24 protein-coding genes are annotated in these 20,719 nt (G+C 50.3%); 9 read left to right on the top strand and 15 right to left on the bottom strand.

Annotation, left to right across the window (positions count from 1 at the left end):
• Positions 1-64: 64 nt before the first annotated feature.
• The 3 genes from GZ1_RS04075 to GZ1_RS04065 all read right to left on the bottom strand — a co-directional run bounded on the left by GZ1_RS04075 (position 65) and on the right by GZ1_RS04065 (position 1,837).
• On the bottom strand, positions 65-820 hold the full coding sequence (locus GZ1_RS04075) for an enoyl-CoA hydratase/isomerase family protein (protein ID WP_033005871.1): 756 nt from the start codon (positions 818-820) through the stop codon (positions 65-67).
• Positions 821-981: 161 nt separating this feature from the next.
• Positions 982-1,155 carry a 50S ribosomal protein L32 gene (gene rpmF / locus GZ1_RS04070; protein WP_011230605.1) on the bottom strand — a complete coding sequence of 58 codons (174 nt, stop codon included), beginning with the start codon at positions 1,153-1,155 and terminating at the stop codon, positions 982-984.
• 142 nt (positions 1,156-1,297) lie between these two features.
• Entirely contained in the window at positions 1,298-1,837 is a 540-nt protein-coding gene (locus GZ1_RS04065; protein WP_020755455.1) for a YceD family protein, read from the bottom strand.
• A 308-nt stretch (positions 1,838-2,145) separates the two neighbouring features.
• Here GZ1_RS04065 and GZ1_RS04060 point away from each other — a divergent pair, with 308 nt between their 5' ends.
• Entirely contained in the window at positions 2,146-3,366 is a 1,221-nt protein-coding gene (locus GZ1_RS04060; RefSeq protein ID WP_060787937.1) for a nucleotidyltransferase, read from the top strand.
• Here the strand turns inward: GZ1_RS04060 and GZ1_RS04055 are convergent.
• Both GZ1_RS04055 and GZ1_RS04050 read right to left on the bottom strand, forming a co-directional pair.
• A complete protein-coding gene (locus GZ1_RS04055; protein WP_033005868.1) occupies positions 3,339-4,358 on the bottom strand; it encodes a SepM family pheromone-processing serine protease in 1,020 nt (339 codons plus the stop codon). The genes GZ1_RS04060 and GZ1_RS04055 overlap by 28 nt on opposite strands.
• Positions 4,355-5,143: a patatin-like phospholipase family protein gene (locus tag GZ1_RS04050; RefSeq protein WP_083509267.1), complete on the bottom strand. Its 789-nt coding sequence runs from the start codon at positions 5,141-5,143 to the stop codon at positions 4,355-4,357. The genes GZ1_RS04055 and GZ1_RS04050 overlap by 4 nt, the downstream gene beginning before the upstream one ends.
• A gap of 130 nt (positions 5,144-5,273) precedes the next feature.
• Between GZ1_RS04050 and spoVV the strand changes: the two genes are divergently transcribed.
• On the top strand, positions 5,274-6,509 hold the full coding sequence (gene spoVV, locus GZ1_RS04045) for a dipicolinic acid transporter SpoVV (RefSeq protein ID WP_060787935.1): 1,236 nt from the start codon (positions 5,274-5,276) through the stop codon (positions 6,507-6,509).
• A gap of 139 nt (positions 6,510-6,648) precedes the next feature.
• Here the strand turns inward: spoVV and coaD are convergent, their stop codons facing one another.
• On the bottom strand, positions 6,649-7,143 hold the full coding sequence (gene coaD, locus GZ1_RS04040; RefSeq protein WP_011230599.1) for a pantetheine-phosphate adenylyltransferase: 495 nt from the start codon (positions 7,141-7,143) through the stop codon (positions 6,649-6,651).
• The gene (rsmD, locus tag GZ1_RS04035) at positions 7,109-7,705 is read right to left on the bottom strand and encodes a 16S rRNA (guanine(966)-N(2))-methyltransferase RsmD (RefSeq protein WP_060787934.1); all 597 of its coding nucleotides are present in this window, start codon (positions 7,703-7,705) and stop codon (positions 7,109-7,111) included. The genes coaD and rsmD overlap by 35 nt, the downstream gene beginning before the upstream one ends.
• Positions 7,706-8,100: 395 nt before the next feature.
• On the opposite strand from rsmD, the gene GZ1_RS04030 reads away from it, so the two are divergent.
• Positions 8,101-8,490, top strand: coding sequence for a DUF7147 family protein (locus GZ1_RS04030; RefSeq protein ID WP_011230597.1), 390 nt, complete (start codon positions 8,101-8,103; stop codon positions 8,488-8,490).
• Positions 8,491-8,549: 59 nt separating this feature from the next.
• Here GZ1_RS04030 and GZ1_RS04025 read toward each other — a convergent pair whose 3' ends face one another.
• The 7 genes from GZ1_RS04025 to GZ1_RS03995 all read right to left on the bottom strand — a co-directional run bounded on the left by GZ1_RS04025 (position 8,550) and on the right by GZ1_RS03995 (position 12,098).
• A complete protein-coding gene (locus tag GZ1_RS04025; RefSeq protein WP_011230596.1) occupies positions 8,550-8,819 on the bottom strand; it encodes a YlbG family protein in 270 nt (89 codons plus the stop codon).
• Positions 8,820-8,835: 16 nt separating this feature from the next.
• Positions 8,836-9,282 (bottom strand): YlbF/YmcA family competence regulator, encoded by a 447-nt coding sequence (locus GZ1_RS04020; RefSeq protein WP_033005874.1) that lies wholly within the window; start codon positions 9,280-9,282, stop codon positions 8,836-8,838.
• A 140-nt stretch (positions 9,283-9,422) separates the two neighbouring features.
• A complete protein-coding gene (locus GZ1_RS04015) occupies positions 9,423-9,791 on the bottom strand; it encodes a hypothetical protein (protein ID WP_015374350.1) in 369 nt (122 codons plus the stop codon).
• A gap of 40 nt (positions 9,792-9,831) precedes the next feature.
• Positions 9,832-10,065 carry a YlbE-like family protein gene (locus GZ1_RS04010; protein ID WP_011230593.1) on the bottom strand — a complete coding sequence of 78 codons (234 nt, stop codon included), beginning with the start codon at positions 10,063-10,065 and terminating at the stop codon, positions 9,832-9,834.
• A 12-nt stretch (positions 10,066-10,077) separates the two neighbouring features.
• On the bottom strand, positions 10,078-10,461 hold the full coding sequence (locus GZ1_RS04005) for a YlbD family protein (RefSeq protein ID WP_013145871.1): 384 nt from the start codon (positions 10,459-10,461) through the stop codon (positions 10,078-10,080).
• Positions 10,462-10,541: 80 nt separating this feature from the next.
• Positions 10,542-11,549: a CAP domain-containing protein gene (locus GZ1_RS04000; protein WP_020755441.1), complete on the bottom strand. Its 1,008-nt coding sequence runs from the start codon at positions 11,547-11,549 to the stop codon at positions 10,542-10,544.
• A 123-nt stretch (positions 11,550-11,672) separates the two neighbouring features.
• Positions 11,673-12,098: a CBS domain-containing protein gene (locus tag GZ1_RS03995; RefSeq protein WP_020755440.1), complete on the bottom strand. Its 426-nt coding sequence runs from the start codon at positions 12,096-12,098 to the stop codon at positions 11,673-11,675.
• A gap of 175 nt (positions 12,099-12,273) precedes the next feature.
• Here GZ1_RS03995 and GZ1_RS03990 point away from each other — a divergent pair, with 175 nt between their 5' ends.
• Complete coding sequence (locus tag GZ1_RS03990; protein WP_015374347.1) at positions 12,274-12,633, top strand: YugN family protein; 360 nt, start codon at positions 12,274-12,276, stop codon at positions 12,631-12,633.
• Between the two features lie 26 nt (positions 12,634-12,659).
• Here GZ1_RS03990 and GZ1_RS03985 read toward each other — a convergent pair whose 3' ends face one another.
• On the bottom strand, positions 12,660-12,965 hold the full coding sequence (locus GZ1_RS03985; RefSeq protein ID WP_015374346.1) for an Asp23/Gls24 family envelope stress response protein: 306 nt from the start codon (positions 12,963-12,965) through the stop codon (positions 12,660-12,662).
• A gap of 527 nt (positions 12,966-13,492) precedes the next feature.
• On the opposite strand from GZ1_RS03985, the gene GZ1_RS03980 reads away from it, so the two are divergent.
• The 5 genes from GZ1_RS03980 (at position 13,493) to GZ1_RS03960 (ending at position 20,717) form a co-directional block, all read left to right on the top strand.
• Positions 13,493-15,136 (top strand): extracellular solute-binding protein, encoded by a 1,644-nt coding sequence (locus GZ1_RS03980; RefSeq protein WP_060787933.1) that lies wholly within the window; start codon positions 13,493-13,495, stop codon positions 15,134-15,136.
• A 129-nt stretch (positions 15,137-15,265) separates the two neighbouring features.
• Positions 15,266-16,216, top strand: a complete 951-nt coding sequence (locus GZ1_RS03975; RefSeq protein WP_060787932.1) for an ABC transporter permease — start codon at positions 15,266-15,268, stop codon at positions 16,214-16,216.
• A gap of 14 nt (positions 16,217-16,230) precedes the next feature.
• Positions 16,231-17,121 (top strand): carbohydrate ABC transporter permease, encoded by an 891-nt coding sequence (locus GZ1_RS03970; protein ID WP_060787931.1) that lies wholly within the window; start codon positions 16,231-16,233, stop codon positions 17,119-17,121.
• Positions 17,122-17,136: 15 nt separating this feature from the next.
• The gene (locus GZ1_RS03965) at positions 17,137-19,191 is read left to right on the top strand and encodes an alpha-glucuronidase family glycosyl hydrolase (RefSeq protein WP_060787930.1); all 2,055 of its coding nucleotides are present in this window, start codon (positions 17,137-17,139) and stop codon (positions 19,189-19,191) included.
• A 14-nt stretch (positions 19,192-19,205) separates the two neighbouring features.
• Positions 19,206-20,717 (top strand): GH39 family glycosyl hydrolase, encoded by a 1,512-nt coding sequence (locus tag GZ1_RS03960; RefSeq protein ID WP_060787929.1) that lies wholly within the window; start codon positions 19,206-19,208, stop codon positions 20,715-20,717.
• The last annotated feature ends 2 nt before the right edge of the window (positions 20,718-20,719 follow it).

Genomic DNA, 20,719 nt, shown 5'->3' with positions numbered 1-20,719 from the left:
TCCCCCCTTATCGCCGCTTTGTCATTATATGTATGCGGCTAGTAGAAACGGTAGAAGGAAAAAATTACTTCTTACGCAAAAAAGGACGCAATGCCTGTTCATGTTCGGCCGACCCCCACAGCTCGGCGCAACGGGCGATCTCGGCGAAGAACTGCTCTCGAAACCAAGCTGTTCGCCATTTTTCGCCGGCTGCGGCCTTATATGCCTGCAAGACGGAAAGCGATCGCTCCGCATAAGGCGCCAGCCGTTCACGCCATTGTTCGCGCCAATGTTCGGCTGGTAGGATGGCGTCAACCCAACCGCACGCTTCCATCGCCTCCGCCGTCATCGGCTCGGCGCGCAGCAATAAGTCAAGCGCCCGCCCGTACGGAAGTTTGGCAAACAGCATCGACGCTCCTCCCCAGCCGGTTGTAATGCCAAGCCGGCCTTGCACAAATCCGATCCGGCTTCCTTCTTTGGCAAAGCGAAAATCGCAAGCGGTCGCCAGCTCGCAGCCGCCCCCCATCGCTGTTCCGTTGACAAGGGCGGCCGTCGGCTTCGGAAACGTCAGCAGCCTGTACAGCAGCTCTCCCATGCGCATGAGCATCTGTCTTGCCTCCGTGCCGCGCAAATGCCCAAACTCGCTCAAATCGCCGCCGGAGCAAAACGCCTCGCTGCCGGCGCCGGTAATGGCGAACACTTTCACCTGTGGATCAGCCGCCGCCTGTTCCATCGCCTCCTCAAGCGCCCCCATCACGGCAAAATTGATCGCATTCCGTTTCTCTGGACGGCAAATCGTAAACAGCGCAATGCCGTCATGATGCTCCAACATGGCTTCCATCAGCACGTCTCTCCTTTCTTCATCAATGAATTGGGCGCGTTCTCTTCAATTTCCTGCCTCACGACGAAAAAAACTGCCGCCTGGACGAACAGCGTTGATTTTTTGCAGACAATCAAAAAGGCTGTCCTCTTTTCGGACAGCCTGTCGTTCGATGTCGGCCATTATTTGTTGACGACATCTCTTCCTTTGTATGTTCCGCATGCTTTGCAGACGCGGTGCGCCAATTTCCATTCGCCGCAGTTCGGGCATTGCACCATGCCTGGCACTTGCAGTTTAAAGTGCGTGCGGCGCAGCCGTTTTCTCGTTTTCGATGTTCTTCTAAAAGGTACTGCCATCATTCCCACCTCCTTGTCGGGCGCATTTTGGCATATCCATGCCGGCGGATCAGTCAACCTCGAGGCCGCCGTCCGCCGGCACACAAGGCGGCTGCCGGACGGTGCGCCATAGGCGCCATCGGCCGGCAACGCCGACTCACGATCATTCCTCTCGTTTTTCCTCGAAAAACTTGGCCAGCCCTGCAAGGCGAGGATCTACTTTCTTTTCCCGCTCTTGCATCGCTTTCTCCCATTCTTCTTCCGACAGAACGTCCCATCCTTCCCCATGTTGCGGCGCGCCGCCGGCAACCGGTCCTTCGGCGATCAGCTGCAACGGGATTTCAAGCAAAATCAACTCGCGGATGATAGGGTTCAAATCAATCGTGTCCCCCGCCACCATATGGGTGTCCTCATCGGTCTCCACGATGCCGCTGCCATCCGCAAAAAACGTCTCCGTCGTCTGAATGGAAAACGGATACGTCACATCGACAAGCGTCCGCGAACAAGGCAACACCATCGTTCCGGACAATGTCAAATGAAACGTGAATTTTGTCGACCCGACATCCGCTTTTCCTTGGACGTGCACCGGCGAAATATCGCGGATCAACGTGTCAATTTGTTTTAAATCAGACACATCGACCGTCTCATCAATCGCCATTTCCTTATGTTGAAAACGGCGAAGCTGTTGGACCGTCCATTTCATATCATCACCTCAAGGCAACGAATAAAATTATACGTTTCGTTTCTAGTTTTGTCAATGTTTTTTCTTTACAACCACTCATTCCTTGGAAAAGAACGGCATACTCCCATCATGTCCAAATGCCATTCCGAACATGCACGGTCGGCGCGCGGACATCGGAAAACGGTCGACCGCTTCGTTTCTTTTGCTGTCCTCACCGCATGTTGCCGTTGATCTTCGCCGCTTTCTATTCCATACTAAGTTCAGATCGAATAGACAGCCATTTCGTTGCGGCCAAGCCGCGCGAATCGCCATGAAAGGAGCGAAAAAAGGTGAAAGCCGTCGGCGTGATCGTGGAATACAACCCGTTTCACAACGGTCATTTCCACCATTTGAACGAAACGAGGCAAAAGACAGATGCGGACTGTTTGATCGCCGTTATGAGCGGAAACTTCTTGCAGCGCGGTGAGCCGGCCATCGTCTCCAAATGGGCGCGGGCTAAAATGGCGCTCGCCGCCGGCGTAGATGTGGTCATCGAGCTGCCGTACGCCTTCGCTGTGCAAGCGGCTGAACAGTTCGCACATGGGGCGGTGCAGCTGCTTGCGGCGATCGGCTGCCAAGAGCTTTGCTTTGGCAGCGAATCGGGGGAAATTTCCGCTTTTTTATCCGCGGCCCAAACATGGCTTGAACAGAAGGAAACGTTCGATTCCCTCATCCGCACCGGGCTTTCGCGCGGACAAAGCTTTCCGAAAGCCGCCGCTGAAGCGTGGCAAACGTTCGGCGCCGCTCCGCTTGATTTGTCCAAGCCAAACAACGTGCTTGGTTTCGCGTATGTGAAAGCCATTTGGCAAAACAAGCTGGCGATGATGCCGCGCACGATTCCGCGGCTGGCCGCCGGCTATCATGACGAATCATTTTCCCACCCGTCGATTGCGAGCGCCACCAGCCTGCGGAAAACATTGCGACAAACCGGTCGTCTCGAGTCGATCGCGGCGTACGTTCCGCCCGCTGCGCTCGAACAACTCCGCCAATACCGGGAGACATACGGGCGCTTTCACGATTGGGAAGTGTATTTTCCGCTCCTAAAATATCGGCTGTTGACCGCCACAGAGGCCGACTTGCGCCGCATCGCCGGCGTGGAGGAAGGGATCGAACACCGGCTGAAGCAACACATCGCCCACGCCGAAACGTTTGCCGCCTTCATCGCCGCTGTCAAAACGAAGCGATACACCTGGACAAGGCTGCAACGCCTATGCGCGCATGTGTTGACGAATTTCACAAAAGAGGAGCAAGCCAAAGCGGCCAACCCGACCTATATCCGGCTGCTCGGCATGAGTGAAACCGGCCGCCGCTACTTAAAGCAGGTGAAAAAAAGCGCTGCGCTCCCGCTCGTCGCCAGAGCATCCAAACTCAATGGCGACCCTCTTTATGAGCAAGAAAAAAGAGCGGCAGCTGTGTACGCCGCCGCTTTTCCGGAGCCGCTCTACAGCGCCGCGCTGAAAGAAGAATACGCCACGGCGCCGATTTACGCTTCCGGCATCGAACGCAAATAACGAACTGCCTCGTCGAACGTATCGACCGGGACGATTTTCATATGCGTCCCGATTTTTTTCGCCGTCCGCACCGCCTCGCGATAGTTCGACGTCGGCGCACCATGTTCGTTCGGGGCGAAAAACACCTCGGCTCCTTCGCGGTCAGCGGCCACGACTTTTTGCGAAACACCGCCGATCGGCCCGACGTTTCCGTCAAGATCAATCGTCCCGGTGCCGGCGATTTTATGACCTTTTGTAATATCTTCATCGACAAGTTGGTTGTAAATTTCAAGTGAAAACATGAGCCCAGCCGACGGTCCGCCGATTTGTTCCGACTCCACGTCAACCGGCGGGTCGGTGCGGACGTCATAATCGGTCATGAGTGTCACCCCAAGGCCGACTTGGTTCGGGTGCTGTCGAAACGGCTTGAGCTCGAGCTCTGTTTCCTGCCGCTTCCGGCCGCGAATGAATGCGACGCGGACGCGATCACCCGCTTGTTTTCCGCGAATGTAGTTGACCATCTGCTCCGATGTGCCGAGCGGCTTTCCGTCGATCGCGACGATGCGATCACCGGTCTTTAGACGGCCGGCGGCCGGCATATCCGGGAGGACGCTCATGACATAAACGCCATGAGGTTCATACGACACCGGCTTTCCGGCGTGGCGATAAGCGACGATGATCGCCGCTTCCTTCGACTGTTCCATGAGCTCAAGCTGGCGCATCGTATATTCCTTGTCGCTCTCCCCTTCCTGCTTGATTTCCTCGACCGGATGAAGCTCATAAAACGGGCGGATATGGGCCAACAAATACGCCATCACATTCGCCCGCCCCATCCGCACCGTCGTAAGCATCAACGTTCCCTTATCGCGGTCGCCGTTTTCCACGTGAACGAGCGGCTCCAAACTTTGCGCGCTTCCCGGCATCGTCACATAATACGGCAGCTTCATAAAAATGAGCAGAAAGATGAGGGCGGCGCCAAAGAAAAACAGGGCAATATACGTCCGTTTCTTCATTCGTGTGATGACTCCTTCCACTGTTCGATCGCTTGACGGATCGCTCCCACTTGCTTCCGCGCTTCCTCTTCCCCGCGAGCGATGATTTCCTCAATATCTGTGAACGCCCGCGAGCTATACTGTTCGACTCGCGGCCGGATCATAACGTCTGAGGCGAGCTGACGGTGAGCGACCAGTTCCGCTTGCAAAATATCGAGGCTCTGCCAAATGACATCGGCGATCGACGCAATTTCCGCCTTTGTGTTGAGCGGAGAGACATCGACGGCGATGACAATATCCGCTCCCATCGCTCGGGCGACCGACACTGGCACCCGGTCGACGACGCCGCCGTCGACAAGCAGTCTGCCATTCACCTCCGCCGGCACAAAAATGCCAGGAATTGAGATGCTCGCCCGCACCGCCTGGGCTGCTTCCCCTTGCCGAAACACGACTTTCTCCCCTGTCTGCAAATCAGCGGCGACAACAGCCACAGGCGGGGACATCTCCTCGATTCGTTTCCCTTTCGTCAACAAGCGAAGAAACTGCGTGATGCGCTCGCCAGCGATCAGCCCCATTTTCGGCACCGTCCAGTCAAGAAAATCGTTGCGTCGAAACGATTGAGCCAACCGATAGAGACGATGGAGGCCATGGCCGCTTGCGTAAAGGACGGCGACAAGCGCGCCGATGCTGCTGCCGGCCAAATAGGAAATCGGAATATGCTCCTCCTCAAGCACTTTCAATACCCCAAGATGGGCGAACCCGCGCGCTCCTCCCGACCCGAGCGCCAATCCGACTTTTGGCGGCACGCCTCCTCCCCCCTTTGTCGCAGCGCTATCCGCTTTCATCTTATGGTCTAAAACGCCCCCCTATGCTCGTATATTAGGTTATATGAGGTTGTACTACAAGAAACCGCACGGCAAAAAAGGGGGGAAAAAAGTGAAACAAAATTGGGGGGCGAAATGGAAAACCGTATTGCTCGCTTCCGCCGCCACCTTGTTTGCGTTTTCGCTCATTTGCTATCCAAAACAGTCGCTTGAAGCGTCCATTCGCGGTTTAAATATGTGGTGGGAGGTCGTCTTTCCATCGCTTTTGCCGTTTTTCATCGTCTCGGAGCTGCTCATCAGCTTCGGCGTCGTCAGCTTCCTTGGCGTCTTGCTCGAGCCGCTCATGCGCCCGTTGTTTCGCGTCCCGGGCGTCGGCGGATTCGCCTGGGCCATGGGAATGGCGTCCGGCTACCCGTCTGGAGCCAAGCTGACCGCCCGCCTGTACCAGGAAAAACAGCTGACGACGATTGAAGCCGAACGGCTCTCGTCGTTCACCAATTCATCCAACCCACTTTTTATTTTTGGAGCTGTATCAGCGGGATTTTTCAACAACCCGCAACTCGGCCTTGTGCTGGCCGTTTCCCACTATTTAGGAAACATTAGCGTTGGGCTGATCATGCGCTTTCACGGCATCCGAAAAGAACAGAGGCAAGCGAAGCGGCAGCCACGCTCATTTTCGCTCCCGTATGCGCTGCGCACACTGCACCGCACGCGACTGAAAAACGAACAGCCGCTTGGCAAACTTCTTGGCGACGCCGTGCGTTCTTCTGTCCAAACACTGTTAATGATCGGCGGTTTTATTATTCTCTTTTCGGTTATGAATAAACTGCTGTATATGATGCATTTGACCGAACAGCTTGCCCCATTGCTGCGCCATCTGCTCCGCCTTGCCCAGCTGCCGGAGCAGCTTGACATCCCAGTGTTTTCCGGCTTGTTTGAAATTACACTTGGCAGCCAAATGATCAGTCAGACCGATGAGGCGATGCTGATGGAAAAAGCAGTGGCAACAAGCTTCGTCCTCGCTTTTGGCGGTTTTTCCGTCCAAGCGCAAGTCGCCAGCATTCTCGCCGAAGCGAACATCCGCTTTCAGCCGTTTTTCATCGCGCGCTTGCTGCACGGAGTGTTTGCCGCTTCCTTTACATACTTGCTTTGGAAACCGTTGTACATCAAAACAGCCGGCGGGATGCCGACCCACATCCCAGCGTTTCTTCACGCCGCAAAAGACAGCGCTTGGAATGAAGGCTGGCGGTTGCTGCAGCAATACGGGCCGCTCCTGACACTGTTGTTCCTTTGCCTTTATATATGGCTCGTCATCAAGGCGGTTAGTAAATCGCGCGGGCGCTCATAAGACGCTTGAGCGCCCAGCTTTTTGGCAGCAAAAAGCCATCGGTGCGGCTCGCGTCGTCTCGGCCGTGAGCCGCCCTTGACGGCAAAACCGGGCCGGCTCCGACTGCAACGTTCGCTTAAGCGGCTTTCATAAGGAAGCGTCAATCAGCGGCCGTGGACGCAAATTTCCGCTTCAGCGCCTGCTCAACAACCGGGGGCACAAGCTCGGAAATATCGCCGTTGTATTTCGCCACTTCTTTGACGATGCTCGAGCTTAAAAACGCATACTGGCTGTTCGTCATCATAAAAAACGTTTCAATGTTTTCATCAAGAACGCGGTTCATCGACGTAATTTGCATTTCGTATTCGAAATCGGACACAGCGCGCAAGCCGCGCAAAATGGCATTCGCTTTTTTGCTGCGGGCATAATCAACAAGCAGGCCGTGAAACGCTTCGACATGGACGTTCGGAAGCGTCCGCGTCACCTCACGAAGCAGCTCGATCCGCTCCTCGACAGTAAACAGCGGCTTTTTCGACGAGTTGTTCAACACCGCCACATACACTTGATCAAACACTTTCGCCCCTCGTTTAATAATATCCAAATGCCCGTACGTCACAGGGTCAAAGCTCCCGGGGCAAACCGCAATGCTCGCCATCGCTTCCATCCCCTTCCCATCTATAAATCGTCACACCGGTGATACCGTATGTTTCCCGCTTCCATCGTGTCAGGCCGCCGACCTCCTCCGGCAGCTCCGCCTCCGCCGAGTGTTCAGCGACGACGACGCCGTGCGGCTCCAGCAACTGACGCTCGGCGATCGACGACAGCAACGTCGGCCACTGTTTCTCTTTGTACGGCGGATCAAGGAAAATAACCGCAAAGCGGAGGCCGCGCTTCGCTGCTGCCTTCAGCGCCCGCTCGGCGTCGTTGCAGTAAATTTCCGCCCGCTTCTCAAGCCCGCAGGCCGCCACGTTTTTTCGGACCGTCTGCACCGCTTTCCTGTCTTGATCGACGAAAATGACGCGCTCGATTCCTCGGCTGAGCGCCTCGATGCCCAAGCCGCCGCTGCCAGCAAACAAATCAAGACCGTTGCCGCCTGAGAAATATGGCCCGATCATATTAAATATCGCTTCTTTGACTTTATCGGTCGTCGGCCGCGTCGACATCCCTGGAACCGCTTGCAGACGCCGTCCTTTGCATGTCCCGGAAATGACTCTCATCGCCTTCACCCAATTCACCGTTTCAAGGTGGCCTTGTCATCCATTTGATTCGTTGTTTTCATGGTAATCTTACCATAAAGTTGATGATCGTCAAACTACGGAATTTTTTCGCCATTCATGTATAGAAATCGGCAAACGGTCCATAATGAGTAATGGCAACACGCTTGACGCGTTGTTGCCAGTGACGGAGAAGACTTACGTTTCCCCATAAGTTCTTCCTCCGGTTTCTCCTCTCCCTTTTCTTTATTCTTTCCGATCCTTGTTCCGCCCTGCGCGGAGGCAAGGAACTGGAAAGGGCCTTGCGGGTTCATTTCCGCAAGGTTTTTTTTGATTGCAATTCGCGAGGATGGCCGGTAAAGTTAAGGGTGGACGATGCTTGCAAGGGGGAACGATTCATGATCCAACGATTTATCGAACTTGGCGAAGGATATTCCGATATATATGAGCTGATTGCATTGGCGAAGGCCAACCGCCATCGTTTGTCCGGATTCTTTGTCTTTCATACGGTGAAAAAAGGCCAGGCGGTCGTCTCCTTGGCCGTTGTCCTTCATCCGACGGATCCCGGCGATTTCCAACCACTTTACATTTGCCGTGAAGGCATTCCCGATCCGTCCGTCAAGCCAAACAAACGGTACGAACTATTTATGGAAACCGCAAAGGAGCTGGGCATGGACGTCATTCACCTTGATGTTAAGCCATCGACGATGTTCGCTGAACCCGATTTATATTACCAACATTTGATCGGCATTATGCGGATGAATCGCTTCATCCCGCCGCTGCAGTAAACAAAGAAACAGCGGGCCGAAAAGCCGGTGCCGGCTTTTTTTCGACCCGCTGTTTTCCTTCATCCAAGCGGATACGGGGAGTCTTTTTCCTTCTCCCCTTTCGATTCAAATTCCAGTTTTAAAAATGGGCGGTACGACGGCTCGACCCGCTTGACGAACGGAAGCGAGGCGAGCTTTTTCATTACATGGTCGACTTGCTCCATATCACAATACAGAACAGCATACTTCAGCCGTTTGGAAATGTAATGAATGTTGCCGAACTTGCGCAACTGTTTCCCATATTTCAGCGAATGAAGCCAAACGATAATCCCTTGCCGTTTTGGAAACATAGTCCCTTCCCCTTTTTTATGTGCGGCAGCCGCAGCTTCCGCCCGCCCCGCAGCCACCGGAACAGCCCGCCGACAAAAAGTACGGATTTCCGGTCGGCACTTTCACATGTTCGGACACCGCTTTGCCGATCAGCACGCTGATCTCATCAAGCAACTCTTGCATCGCCTTCTCCGCCTCCTTAAAGGCGGCGACCGTCTCATGCAAATCGAGCTCTCGCTTCGCTTCGCGCACTTCTTTCATCACGTCGCGGTAATCAGGATGGTATTTTCCGAAGCGCTGCACTTCTTCGTAGCGCTCCTTCAGCTTGACAAAGCGAGCGGTCAGCTGCTGGGCGCGGCGGTCTTGCTTCAGCCGCCAAAAGGCGCGGCGGTATTCGTCCGCCACGTCCGACTCGACAATCATTTTGGCCAACGCTTCTGCTTTATCTAAAATCTCGATGCGCTCGAGAGTCGCAATCTTCACCAAATGGCACCTCCATTATCCATCATACCATGAACGAAAAGAAAATGAAAAGGAAAGAGATAGCAAAGAAGCAAACAAAAAAGGCGATCCAGACTGTGCCGAATCGCCTCTGTTCGCCTTTTAAACGATCGTCGTCATCTCTATCGGATGGCGACGTCAAATTCGTGCGTCATGCCGGTTGCTTTCCCATCATTGTAGACGAGCTCAAGACGGATGGTATGTTTCCCGCTCGGCAAACCGCGCACGATAAAGGCGGCCGTGTATACTTCCGTCATTTTTTGCCCGTTGACATAGACATTAATGTGTCCGCCGCCGCTCCCTTTGCGGAACGGAAAGTGGACGGCAACACATTCAATGAATACGTCGCTTCCTTTCACTTCATGCTTCACCTGAAGCGGACCGCCCACTGCTTCGGCGTGAGCGGAGGACGACGGCGCCGGCTCAAAGAAGGCATACGCCGCAAGCAATATGACAGCCGCAAACCATGCGAACCACTTTGGCAAAGACATCACTCCCTTTCGAAACTAGTCTTTGCCATTGGCCGCCCGATTAGTCGCGCATGGCTTTAAACATTTGCCACATAAGCGAAGCCATTTGCAACGATTGGGAGATTCTTTCCACTTTGTCAGGGATCGTCAGCTCATAGTGGCGCAAGGCGGCCAATTGGAACGTCGACAGTTCATGCGGACGGCGGGCAAGGAGCCGGTACCAGCGCGGCTGTTCGCGCAAAAACGCGCGCAACATCGGAGTTCCTTGCACGTATTGCCATACATCTTTCCTCATCGCCACCACCCTTTAATCTTTGCGGAACGAAAACGGATGCGCTTCTTTGTTTCTTTGTTCTTGACCGGCCCCTTGAAATTCGGAAAGAATGCTCTGAATCGCCGCGATCGCCTGCTGGACGTTCGCCAAATGTTTTTGCACATCAGCTGCATCGATCTGTCCAAGCATAGCCGCGAGCTTATCGAGCCATTTGTTCGTTCCTTTTTCCTCCTCTTTTGCCGCACCGTTTGTTTCCCGATACGGCTCCCATATGTCATCGTCTTCCCCGAACAAATACCAATCCTCATACACTTGTTTCCACGTCTTTTTGCCACTGCGCACCTCCTGGATGATTTTTGGATGTTTTTTCACAAACTGTTTAAACTGTTCAACGGAAGGATGCAGAGGCTTGACCATGGCGGTTCTCATCCCTTTCGTCCACTCATGCCTATCTGCCATATCATATCGCATCCAACACAGAGAGGTGCGCCCAATTTTTAGAGCGGCGTAAAGAAGTTTTGCGTATAGTAATCGGCGTAGACGCCAACGCCCAAGTGAGTGAACTCTTCGTTCAACATCATGTTCCGATGGTTTTGGCTGTTCAGCCATCCGATGGTCGCCTCAACGCCATCGACTTGATGGGCGGCGATATTTTCCCCGGCAAGCTGGAACGGAATGTGAAGCGCGCCAAGCCGCTTCGATAAATCGCCATACTGCGGCGACTCATGGGAGAAAAACCGGTGATCATGCATATCTCGGCTATGTTTTTCCGCAGCGGCAGCGGCCTTGTCATCCCACATGAGAGAGGAAAGCCCATGGCGACGGCGGATCAAATTCGTCCAGTCAAAAATTTGCTTCGCGTTGGCCGCATCAACAGCCTGTCGCTTTTCTTCCGACAGCGGCGCGGCCGCCGGCAGGCTGCCGCGGTAAACGAGCTCGTACGGCCGCAACTTGACGAACGTTTCTGCATCCATCAGGCGGATCGCCGCCACCTCGCCGGTAAAGCGGTCAACATACAGCTGAGCGTAGACGCTGCCCACTTTGACAACCGGCCTTGATGAGTAATCTTGTTCAGACAGCTCAAACCGGTATGTCCCGCTGCCTAGCTTAATCTCAATGTTCGATAGCACCGGCATCGTTTGAAAAATCGTCTGCAACCGCTGGCCGACCGCAAACGGTTCAACGTTCACCTTCTCTCCGCCGACAAGAGCGGTGACGACGCGACCGCGCAAGATGCCAATCTGCACGTACGACTCAGGTCGACGGCTGTACACCCACCAGTCATATCCGTAAGCTGACGGGTCGATTCGGTCTGGAGCGCCAAGCCGTTTTTTCGCCTCTTGCGCCGATTGCCCGATCAACGCAACGATGCCGGCCGTCGCCTTCGGCTCTTTCAACATGTATCGATTCGTCTCTGGCTGCTCCGGGGGGCTCGGGGGCGGCGGACTCGGCACAAAATAATACAATCCAATCAAGAAAAACAAAAAAAGGAAAAACCATTTCACACGGCAACTCCCGCTTTCTGCGCAATCTCCTTATTGCCATTATAGCCGTTTTTTAGAGGCCAAAAAAAGAGGACACCCAAAAAGAGCGCTCCTCCTCGAAAGAAGCCGTGTCCGTTGCGTTTGTCAATGGATGGCGTCTTGTTCGGAAATCTCGCTTAACGCACGACCCGCGCGTTCATCAGAATAGCGGTTCGTCGCCAAATCGCCGAGCGAGATGATGCCGACCAAACGCCCGTTTTCTACGACCGGGAGGCGGCGAATTTGGTGACGTGCCATCATATCTGCTGCCTTTTGCACCGAATCGTCCGGGGAAAGCGTGACGAGATCGCGGCTCATCACTTCCGTCACCGCAGTCGAACCGGGACGTTTTTCAGCCATGCCGCGCACGACAATATCGCGGTCGGTAATCATTCCGACAAGGCGGCCGTCATCGACAATCGGAATCGCCCCGACGTTGAAATCGCGCATTTTTACCGCCACTTCGTAGAGATTGTCAAGGGGCGTGCAATATTGCACATCCGTTGACATGACGTCCCGTACCGTTTGCATTCTTCGTCTCTCCTTTCTACCCGTATTGTGCGCCGGATCACACAAAAAAATGCGAGCGAAACGGAAACAATGGCAAACAATTCGTTGAAAAGCAAACCGTTTTCGTACTATTATAAATGAGGGGATGATTTCCTGTTTGGCGCTTTTACATATTGTGTTGTTAGGAGGAAGAAAGATGAAGTTTGAAAATACTGGACTGGAAAATCAGACGGTCGAACTGTCCCACCTTGATGACATTATGGAGCGCCACGGTTTTGTCCGCGCAGCGCAATGGGATTATGAACGGGTCACATACGACCGGAAATACGTCGTCAAAGAAGGCACCTACTATTTGCGCGTTCAAGGATACGCCATTGAGGGAGATGTCGATTCGCGCTATGCACTCATTAAGCTGCTCACGCCGATTTTAGGGAAACATTACTATCCACACGGCGTCGAATACGGCGATGATGAACATTTTCCGTCCTCTCTTGTCAGCCAATGCCAAAACGTGTTGGCGCAGGTCAAAAGCGAGCTTGAAAAAATCAAAGAATAATCAAAAAACGCATGAGAGCACGGTTCTCATGCGTTTTTTTCCGGCATGACAAGCCGTTTGACAACAATGTCGACCGCCTCGGCGACATATGGCGTCATCGCGGCGATCTCCTCGGCAATATGCTGTTGCAACTGGCGGCAAACTTCCATCACCGGCGCCCCATATCGAATGGACATCTTGACCGTGACGCGGCACCGCTCGCCTTGAGCAACGGTGATGAACACCTCACAATCGTCAAGTGCGACCTCCGTCTGGCCGCGCACACACATCATGACAATGGTCAACAGCGTCGCCTCTACGGCGCTCCGTTTCCGATAGCGAAACGTGTTCACCGCCTTCTCCTCCCGCTGCACAAAATCACGTCTATACAGGCGTGTTGTATTCTATATATATAAGTTGCAATTTTGTTTTACATGGCATTGTTCGCTCTTCTTGTCACCGTGCCAGCTTGTTAGGTGATAAAGTAAAGACGGGACATGGAGGTCGGAAATTCTTTATTACAACCTATATAGAAGATATTATTTTCAAACTAGTATACTAGAATGTTAATTTTGTGATCGATAATCGAATTTGTATGGCCAAAAGAGGGAAAGCGGGTTGTCTACAAGACCAGTGAAAAACGGCGGTTCCTTTAACTAGCGTACGATTCATCGAAAAGAAAAGTTGCTGCTATATTCCTCCATTTGAAACACACCACAGGGAAGTAGGATTTTCGGTTAAATTTATTAATATTTCGTTTGAAACCGCTTACTACCCAAGGCTTGAAAGGGGGGATTTATTTAGAGAGAGACCGATATCGTTTTTCTTTACGGTAGTTGTGAGCAAGGGGGATCAAGAAAATGGGATTGGAGGGAGAAAGGTGTTAAAAAAGGTGTTTGCTACTTTAACGGCAACTGTGTTGGCAGCTAGCATGCTTGCGGGATGTACAGACAATGAATCCGCTTCATCCGGCGGATCTAGTGAATCAAAAGATGGAAAAGTCACGATTACAACCGTGCGTACGCTAAAAGATGATACAAAATTTCGAGACGGAGAAGATCTTAATAACAACCCGATTACACGGTGGTCGGAAAAAGAGTTAGGCATCAAATGGGAAACACTTTGGACTGTTCCAAATGATGAACAATACAACAACAAAATCCGTTTGGCCTTATCATCAGGGCAAAAGCTGCCTAACGTATTTAAAGTATCAGATGGGCAATTAATCAACGATTTAATCCGTTCTGGAAAAGTCATGCCAGTTGATGAAGCCATTGAGAAATATGCATCACCCAGATTAAAAGAGATTTATGAGCAATTTCCAGAAGCGTTTTATCCGGCTACGGTCGACGGAAAACGTTATGGAATTCCGCGTTTTTCTGGAGGAAATGGTTCAGACTCCTTGCTTTGGATTCGCAAAGACTGGCTTGATAAGTTAGGACTCCAGCCGCCAAAAACGATTGAAGATCTTGAAAAAATTATGGATGCGTTTGTCAACAAAGACCCGGATGGAAACGGAAAAAAGGATACAATCGGCTTAACGTTGGCAAGCAAAAATGGCTTGGCGACATGGCTGGCGGATGGCAGCTTTATTTTCGGTGCTTACGGCAATTATGTGCCAGGTTCATGGTCAAAAGGGGAAGACGGTTCTTTGGTCTACGGTTCCGTTCAACCGTCTATGAAAAAGGCTCTAGAAAAATTGAATGAATGGTATAAAAAGGGGTACCTGGATAAAGAAGTAGGTATTTTAGACGAACAAACGGCAATTGAAAGCTTTGTTGCTGGGAAGTCCGGGATTATTTCTGCTCCGCCTTGGGCAGCTGGCTGGCCGATCACGGATGCACTGAAAAATAATCCGGGAGCTGTAGTTGAGCCGTATCCGCTACCGAGCGGCCCAGACGGAAAAATTGGTCGACGCGGTGAAGGTCTTGTTACAGGGATGTTCTTGTTCAGTAAAGATTTTAAACATATGGATAAGTTTTTTGAATACTTAGATGCTATTTATGGCTACATTTACAATGATTCGACATATTTCGAATATGGATTAGCTGAAGGCTATGATTACGTCATGAAAGATGGGAAACCTGTTTATGATGCGGATGAGATTCCTGGAGGAAAAATTGACCCAGGAAAGTATTTTATCACAGAAGATATCCCAACTGTTCCGTATATGCTTTATGAATTAGCAGAAGAATTGTATACAACAAAACGTGATGCTAAGAATGCGTACGAATATACAAAAATCGTTTCTCAAGGCGAGCCTTACATGAAAGCGGCAACGATTGTTAATCAGCAAAACCAATACCGCATCGAAAATGAATTTACTGGACCGCCGACAAAAACAATGCAAAAACGTTCTGAATTCTTGACGAAAATGGAGCGGGAGACGTTTGCTAATATTATTTATGGTCGGGCGCCACTCAGTGCATTTGATGACTTTGTGAAAAAATGGGAAGAATCTGGCGGTAAAGAGATTACAAAAGAAGTAAATGAATGGTATCAATCAGTGAAAGGAGAAAAGTAAAGGAGCATGATACAACGGTGCGGACATGGTTGGAACAATCATGATGACAATCAATGTCTGCACCTGTCTTTTTTAACATGGGCATGCTTTGGGAAAATGCTTTCGATGAAGGGAAAGGAGGAGGAAATAATGCAGCCGACAGTAGATTTAAAACGGCAAACAACGGCGGTTGGAACGAGGAAACAATGGAAGTTGAAAGGGACATGGCAGCTGCATACGATGTTGCTTCCAGCTCTTGCTATTGTATTCATTTTTCAGTACATTCCAATGTTTGGATTGGTGATGGCGTTTCAAGACTATGAGCCGTGGCTTGGTTTTTTGCATTCACCTTGGGTTGGTCTTGAACATTTTAAAACGATGTTTGAATATGAAGATGCCCGTCAAGTGATATGGAACACACTTGTGATTTCCACTTTGAAAATCATTTTTAATCTCGCTGTACCGCTTGCGTTCGCTTTACTACTGAATGAAATATATGTAATGAAGTTTAAACGGACTGTCCAGACGATCGTTTATTTACCGCATTTTTTGTCTTGGGTTATCTTAGGTGGTATTTTGATTGATATACTTTCTCCTGAAGGGGGCATGGTCAACCGCGTGCTGACGGCCTTATTTGGCATTGAGCCGATTTTCTTTCTCGGTGATAATGATTGGTTTCGCACAGTCGTTGTCGTGACTGATATTTGGAAAGAATGTGGATTCAATACGATCGTGTTTTTAGCTGCTCTTACTTCAATCAATCCGTCGTTGTATGAAGCCGCCATTGTTGATGGTGCGAATCGCTGGCAGCAAACCATTTACATTACGTTGCCTTCCATGTTGCCGATTATTATCGTTGTGGGGACTTTATCGTTAGGAAACATTTTAAATGCTGGGTTTGACCAAATTTTAAACTTGTATAACCCCCTTGTTTACAAAACGGGCGATATTATTGACACGTACGTTTACCGCGTTGGTCTTTTAAACGGGGATTTTAGCTATGCGACGGCCGTTGGGTTATTTAAATCGATCATTAGCTTTATTTTAGTGGTGATAGGATATCGCCTTGCTTATAAGTATGCCAACTATAAAATCTTTTGAGGGAGGGGAGGCATATGTATCATCATTATCAAAAAAGCTTGTCCTACAAAATATTTACTATTTTTAACTATACCTTTTTAACGGTTGCTGCTTTGCTTTGTATTTTGCCTCTTATTCATATTTTAGCTGTTTCTTTTAGCGGCAGCGCAGCAGCAACGGCCAATTTGGTCGGGTTTTGGCCTGTCGATTTTACGCTAGATGCGTACGAAAAAACGATTGGAAACGAAAACTTTTTGCGCTCTCTCTGGAATTCGTTTTTACGGGTCGTATTAGGGACAGCCATTTCCATGGCCGTTATGTTGTGTGCAGCCTATCCGTTGTCCAAAAGTGACAAGGCATTTCGCGGACGAAAAATTTATATGTGGTTTTTCGTTTTTACGATGCTGTTCCATGGCGGGCTTGTACCGACCTATATGGTTGTGACAAAGCTTGGGTTGACGGATACGATTTGGGCGCTTATTTTGCCGTCTGCCGTCAGTTCGTTCAACTTAATCTTGCTTGTGAATTTTTTTCGTACTTCAGTGCCCAAATCGCTTGAGGAAGCTGCTTTGATGGACGGAGCAAATCACTTTACGATTTTTTGGAAAATTTATTTACCGATTTCTGTTCCAGCGATTGCGACGATTTCGCTGTTTACGATGGTATTCCATTGGAATTCATGGTTTGACGGGATGATTTATATGTCCGATGTTAAGCATTACCCGTTGTCGACTTTCTTGCAAACGATTATTGTCCAACAAGATTTTACCAAAATGAGTGTTGACGCAGAAACGTTGCAAAATTTGTCTGAACGGACGGTAAAAGCCGCGCAAATTTTTATCGCAGCGTTGCCGATGCTGATCGTTTATCCGTTTGTGCAAAAGTTTTTCGTCAAAGGGATTGTCTTAGGGGCGGAAAAGGAATAAGAGGGGGAAGTGAACATGGTAACGGAATACGAACCTTGCTGGCTAAGATATGCGAAAAATGATCAGTATGAAGATAATCAATCGCTGTTTACAACGATCGTAGCAAAAGGAGAGTCTCCGATCTTCGGTGCTGCAGTCGAAGAGTTACGAACTGGCATCATATCGATGTTTGGTTGTGAGCCGCAAGTGGTGCGGGAGGCGAAACAAACAAGCTTCATTTGGCTTGGCACATTTGACGATGAGGAGTTGAAACATCAATCGCGCGACAGGGAAAGGGCAACGATTATTCATCCAGAAGGATATGTCATCCGCTCCGACGTCCGTAATGGGCAATCACGCATCTACATCGTCGGGCGGACAGACAAAGGTGTTTTGTATGCGGTGTTTCATTTCCTCCGTCTATTGCAGATGAAAGAGAATGTGGACGATGTATCGATCGTCGAGCAGCCAAGCAATAAATTGCGCATGATCAATCATTGGGACAACATGGACGGCAGCATTGAACGCGGATATGCCGGACAATCCATTTTCTTTGTCGACGGTCAGTTTGTGAAACAAAAACAGCGGATCAAAGACTATGCTCGGTTGCTTGCCTCGGTTGGTATCAATGCCATTTCGATCAATAATGTGAATGTTCACAAACTGGAAACCAAATTAATTACGGAAGAGTTTTTGCCGGAAGTGGCGCAAGTGGCTGATATTTTTCGAATGTATGGCATCAAATTGTTTTTGAGCATTAACTATGCCAGCCCTGTAGAAATTGGGGGGCTTTCGACCGCGGATCCGCTTGATCGGGATGTACAGCGGTGGTGGAAGGAGACGGTGGCGCGGATTTACCGTTACATCCCTGATTTTGGCGGCTTCGTCGTTAAGGCCGATTCCGAGTTTCGCCCCGGCCCGTTCACCTATGGACGCAGTCATGCGGAAGGGGCCAATATGTTGGCAGAGGCGTTGGCGCCGTTTGGCGGCCTCGTTGTTTGGAGATGTTTCGTATATAACTGTCAGCAAGACTGGCGTGATCGAACGACCGATCGGGCCAAAGCGGCGTATGATCACTTCAAACCGCTCGATGGACAGTTTCGTGAGAATGTCGTCTTGCAAATTAAGAACGGTCCCATGGATTTTCAAGTAAGGGAGCCGGTTTCTCCGTTGTTCGGGGCCATGCCGAAAACCAATCAAATGATGGAGGTTCAAATCACCCAGGAATATACAGGACAGCAAAAACATTTATGCTTCTTGATTCCACAGTGGAAAGAGGTGCTTGATTTTGATACGTATGCCAAGGGAAAAGGGTCGAAAGTAAAAAAGGTAATTGATGGCTCGCTATTTGACTATCGATACAGCGGGATCGCAGGGGTATCTAATATTGGCAATGACCCAAACTGGACCGGGCATACATTGGCGCAAGCGAACTTGTACGGATTTGGGCGGCTCGCTTGGAATCCGGATTTGTCTGCCGAAGAGATTGCCCGCGAATGGATTGCGCAAACGTTTGGGGACGATCCAGACGTGATTGCGACGATCTGTTGGATGCTTCTTGCTTCTTGGAACATCTATGAAAATTACACCTCTCCGCTCGGTGTTGGTTGGATGGTGAACCCGGGGCACCATTACGGGCCAAATGTGGACGGATATGAATACTCGCACTGGGGAACGTACCACTATGCTGACCGTGATGGAATCGGAGTGGATCGGACAGTTGCGACAGGGACCGGATATACGGCGCAATATTTTCCGGAGAATGCGGCGATGTATGAATCGCTAGATAAGTGTCCTGATGAGCTGCTTTTATTTTTCCATCACGTTCCGTACACGCATCGGCTGCACTCTGGAGAAACAGTGATTCAACACATTTACAATACGCATTTTGAAGGGGTTGAGCAGGCGGAACAGTTAAAGAAATGTTGGGAACAGCTGGAGGGGAAAATGGACGCGAAACGGTACCAAGATGTATTGGAACGGTTGACGATGCAAGTGGAACATGCCAAAGAGTGGCGCGATGTCATTAATACGTATTTTTATCGAAAGTCAGGGATCGATGATCAATATGGCCGGAAAATTTATCGATGAATGGGGGAGAATTCATGAAAGTGATCCACGTGCCTGCCAACGGGAAAGAGCAGTTTAAAAAGAACTGGAAATTTTGCGTTGGCACTGGGCGGCTTGGCCTCGCCTTGCAAAAAGAGTATCTCGATCATTTAAAGCTCGTGCAAGAGAAGATCGGATTTCAATACATCCGCGGTCATGGCTTGCTTTCCGATGATGTCGGAATTTATCGAGAAGTCGAAATCGATGGGGAAATGAAGCCGTTTTATAACTTTACGTACATCGACCGGATTGTTGATTCGTATTTAGCGTTGAATATCCGGCCGTTTATTGAATTTGGATTTATGCCAAAAGCGCTTGCTTCGGGAGACCAAACAGTTTTTTATTGGAAAGGCAACGTTACACCCCCGAAAGATTATAACAAGTGGCGTGATCTCATCGTAGCGGTCGTTTCCCATTTCATTGAGCGATACGGGATTGAGGAAGTGCGGACATGGCTGTTTGAAGTATGGAATGAACCTAATTTAGTGAACTTCTGGAAAGATGCCAACAAACAGGAGTATTTTAAGCTGTACGAGGTGACAGCCCGAGCGGTAAAAAGCGTTGATCCTCATTTGCAAGTTGGGGGACCGGCTATTTGCGGAGGAAGCGATGAATGGATTACGGATTTTCTCCACTTTTGCGCCGAACGGAGGGTGCCTGTTGATTTTGTCAGCCGCCATGCCTATACATCGAAGGCGCCGCATAAGAAAACGTTTGAATATTACTACCAAGAACTTGAGCCGCCAGAAGATATGTTGGAGCAATTCAAAACGGTGCGCGCCTTGATTCGCCAGTCTCCGTTTCCGCATTTGCCGTTGCATATTACCGAATATAATACATCGTACAGCCCCATCAACCCGATTCATGATACAGCGCTCAACGCAGCGTACATTGCCCGTATTTTAAGTGAGGGGGGAGATTACGTCGACTCGTTTTCGTATTGGACGTTCAGCGATGTGTTTGAGGAAATGGATGTTCCGAAGGCGTTGTTTCACGGTGGGTTCGGTCTGGTTGCGCTTCACTCGATTCCAAAACCGACATTTCATGCGTTTACGTTCTTTAATGCTCTAGGTGATGAGTTGCTGTATCGCGATTCCGAAATGATTGTGACAAGGCGGAAAGATGGATCGATTGCCGCAGTGCTTTGGAATTTAGTGATGGAAAAAGGGGAAGGATTGACAAAAGAAGTGCAGCTGGTGATTCCAGTTTCATTTTCCGCTGTTTTTATCAAGCGGCAAATCGTCAATGAGCAGTACGGGAACGCGTGGAGAGTTTGGAAACAGATGGGGCGTCCCCGTTTTCCAAGCCGTCAAGCGGTGGAAACGTTGCGTCAAGTGGCGCAGCCTCATGTGATGACGGAGCAGAGACGGGCAACGGACGGTGTGATTCATTTATCTATTGTCCTATCAAAAAACGAGGTGACATTAATCGAGATTGAGCAAATTCGAGATGAGACAAGCACATATGTCGGCTTAGATGATGGTGAAATAACATCGTATTCTTCATGAAA

Source organism: Geobacillus zalihae NBRC 101842, from assembly GCF_001544135.1.
Lineage (GTDB): Bacteria > Bacillota > Bacilli > Bacillales > Anoxybacillaceae > Geobacillus > Geobacillus zalihae.
Note: the sequence above shows the minus strand (reverse complement) of the source record. Positions and strands in the feature narration are given on the sequence as shown.

Coding starts and splice junctions, on each gene's coding strand:
- GZ1_RS03990 (WP_015374347.1), top strand. CDS start 12,274: ATGAAGTTTGAAAATACTGGACTGGAAAATCAGACGGTCGAACTGTCC.
- GZ1_RS03995 (WP_020755440.1), bottom strand. CDS start 12,098: ATGCAAACGGTACGGGACGTCATGTCAACGGATGTGCAATATTGCACG.
- GZ1_RS03975 (WP_060787932.1), top strand. CDS start 15,266: ATGCAGCCGACAGTAGATTTAAAACGGCAAACAACGGCGGTTGGAACG.
- GZ1_RS04025 (WP_011230596.1), bottom strand. CDS start 8,819: ATGTTTCCAAAACGGCAAGGGATTATCGTTTGGCTTCATTCGCTGAAA.
- GZ1_RS03970 (WP_060787931.1), top strand. CDS start 16,231: ATGTATCATCATTATCAAAAAAGCTTGTCCTACAAAATATTTACTATT.
- GZ1_RS04030 (WP_011230597.1), top strand. CDS start 8,101: ATGATCCAACGATTTATCGAACTTGGCGAAGGATATTCCGATATATAT.
- GZ1_RS04010 (WP_011230593.1), bottom strand. CDS start 10,065: ATGAGGAAAGATGTATGGCAATACGTGCAAGGAACTCCGATGTTGCGC.
- GZ1_RS04015 (WP_015374350.1), bottom strand. CDS start 9,791: ATGTCTTTGCCAAAGTGGTTCGCATGGTTTGCGGCTGTCATATTGCTT.
- GZ1_RS04005 (WP_013145871.1), bottom strand. CDS start 10,461: ATGGTCAAGCCTCTGCATCCTTCCGTTGAACAGTTTAAACAGTTTGTG.
- GZ1_RS03960 (WP_060787929.1), top strand. CDS start 19,206: ATGAAAGTGATCCACGTGCCTGCCAACGGGAAAGAGCAGTTTAAAAAG.
- GZ1_RS04075 (WP_033005871.1), bottom strand. CDS start 820: ATGGAAGCCATGTTGGAGCATCATGACGGCATTGCGCTGTTTACGATT.
- rsmD (WP_060787934.1), bottom strand. CDS start 7,705: ATGAGAGTCATTTCCGGGACATGCAAAGGACGGCGTCTGCAAGCGGTT.
- GZ1_RS03965 (WP_060787930.1), top strand. CDS start 17,137: ATGGTAACGGAATACGAACCTTGCTGGCTAAGATATGCGAAAAATGAT.
- coaD (WP_011230599.1), bottom strand. CDS start 7,143: ATGGCGAGCATTGCGGTTTGCCCCGGGAGCTTTGACCCTGTGACGTAC.
- GZ1_RS04065 (WP_020755455.1), bottom strand. CDS start 1,837: ATGAAATGGACGGTCCAACAGCTTCGCCGTTTTCAACATAAGGAAATG.
- rpmF (WP_011230605.1), bottom strand. CDS start 1,155: ATGGCAGTACCTTTTAGAAGAACATCGAAAACGAGAAAACGGCTGCGC.
- GZ1_RS04055 (WP_033005868.1), bottom strand. CDS start 4,358: ATGAAGAAACGGACGTATATTGCCCTGTTTTTCTTTGGCGCCGCCCTC.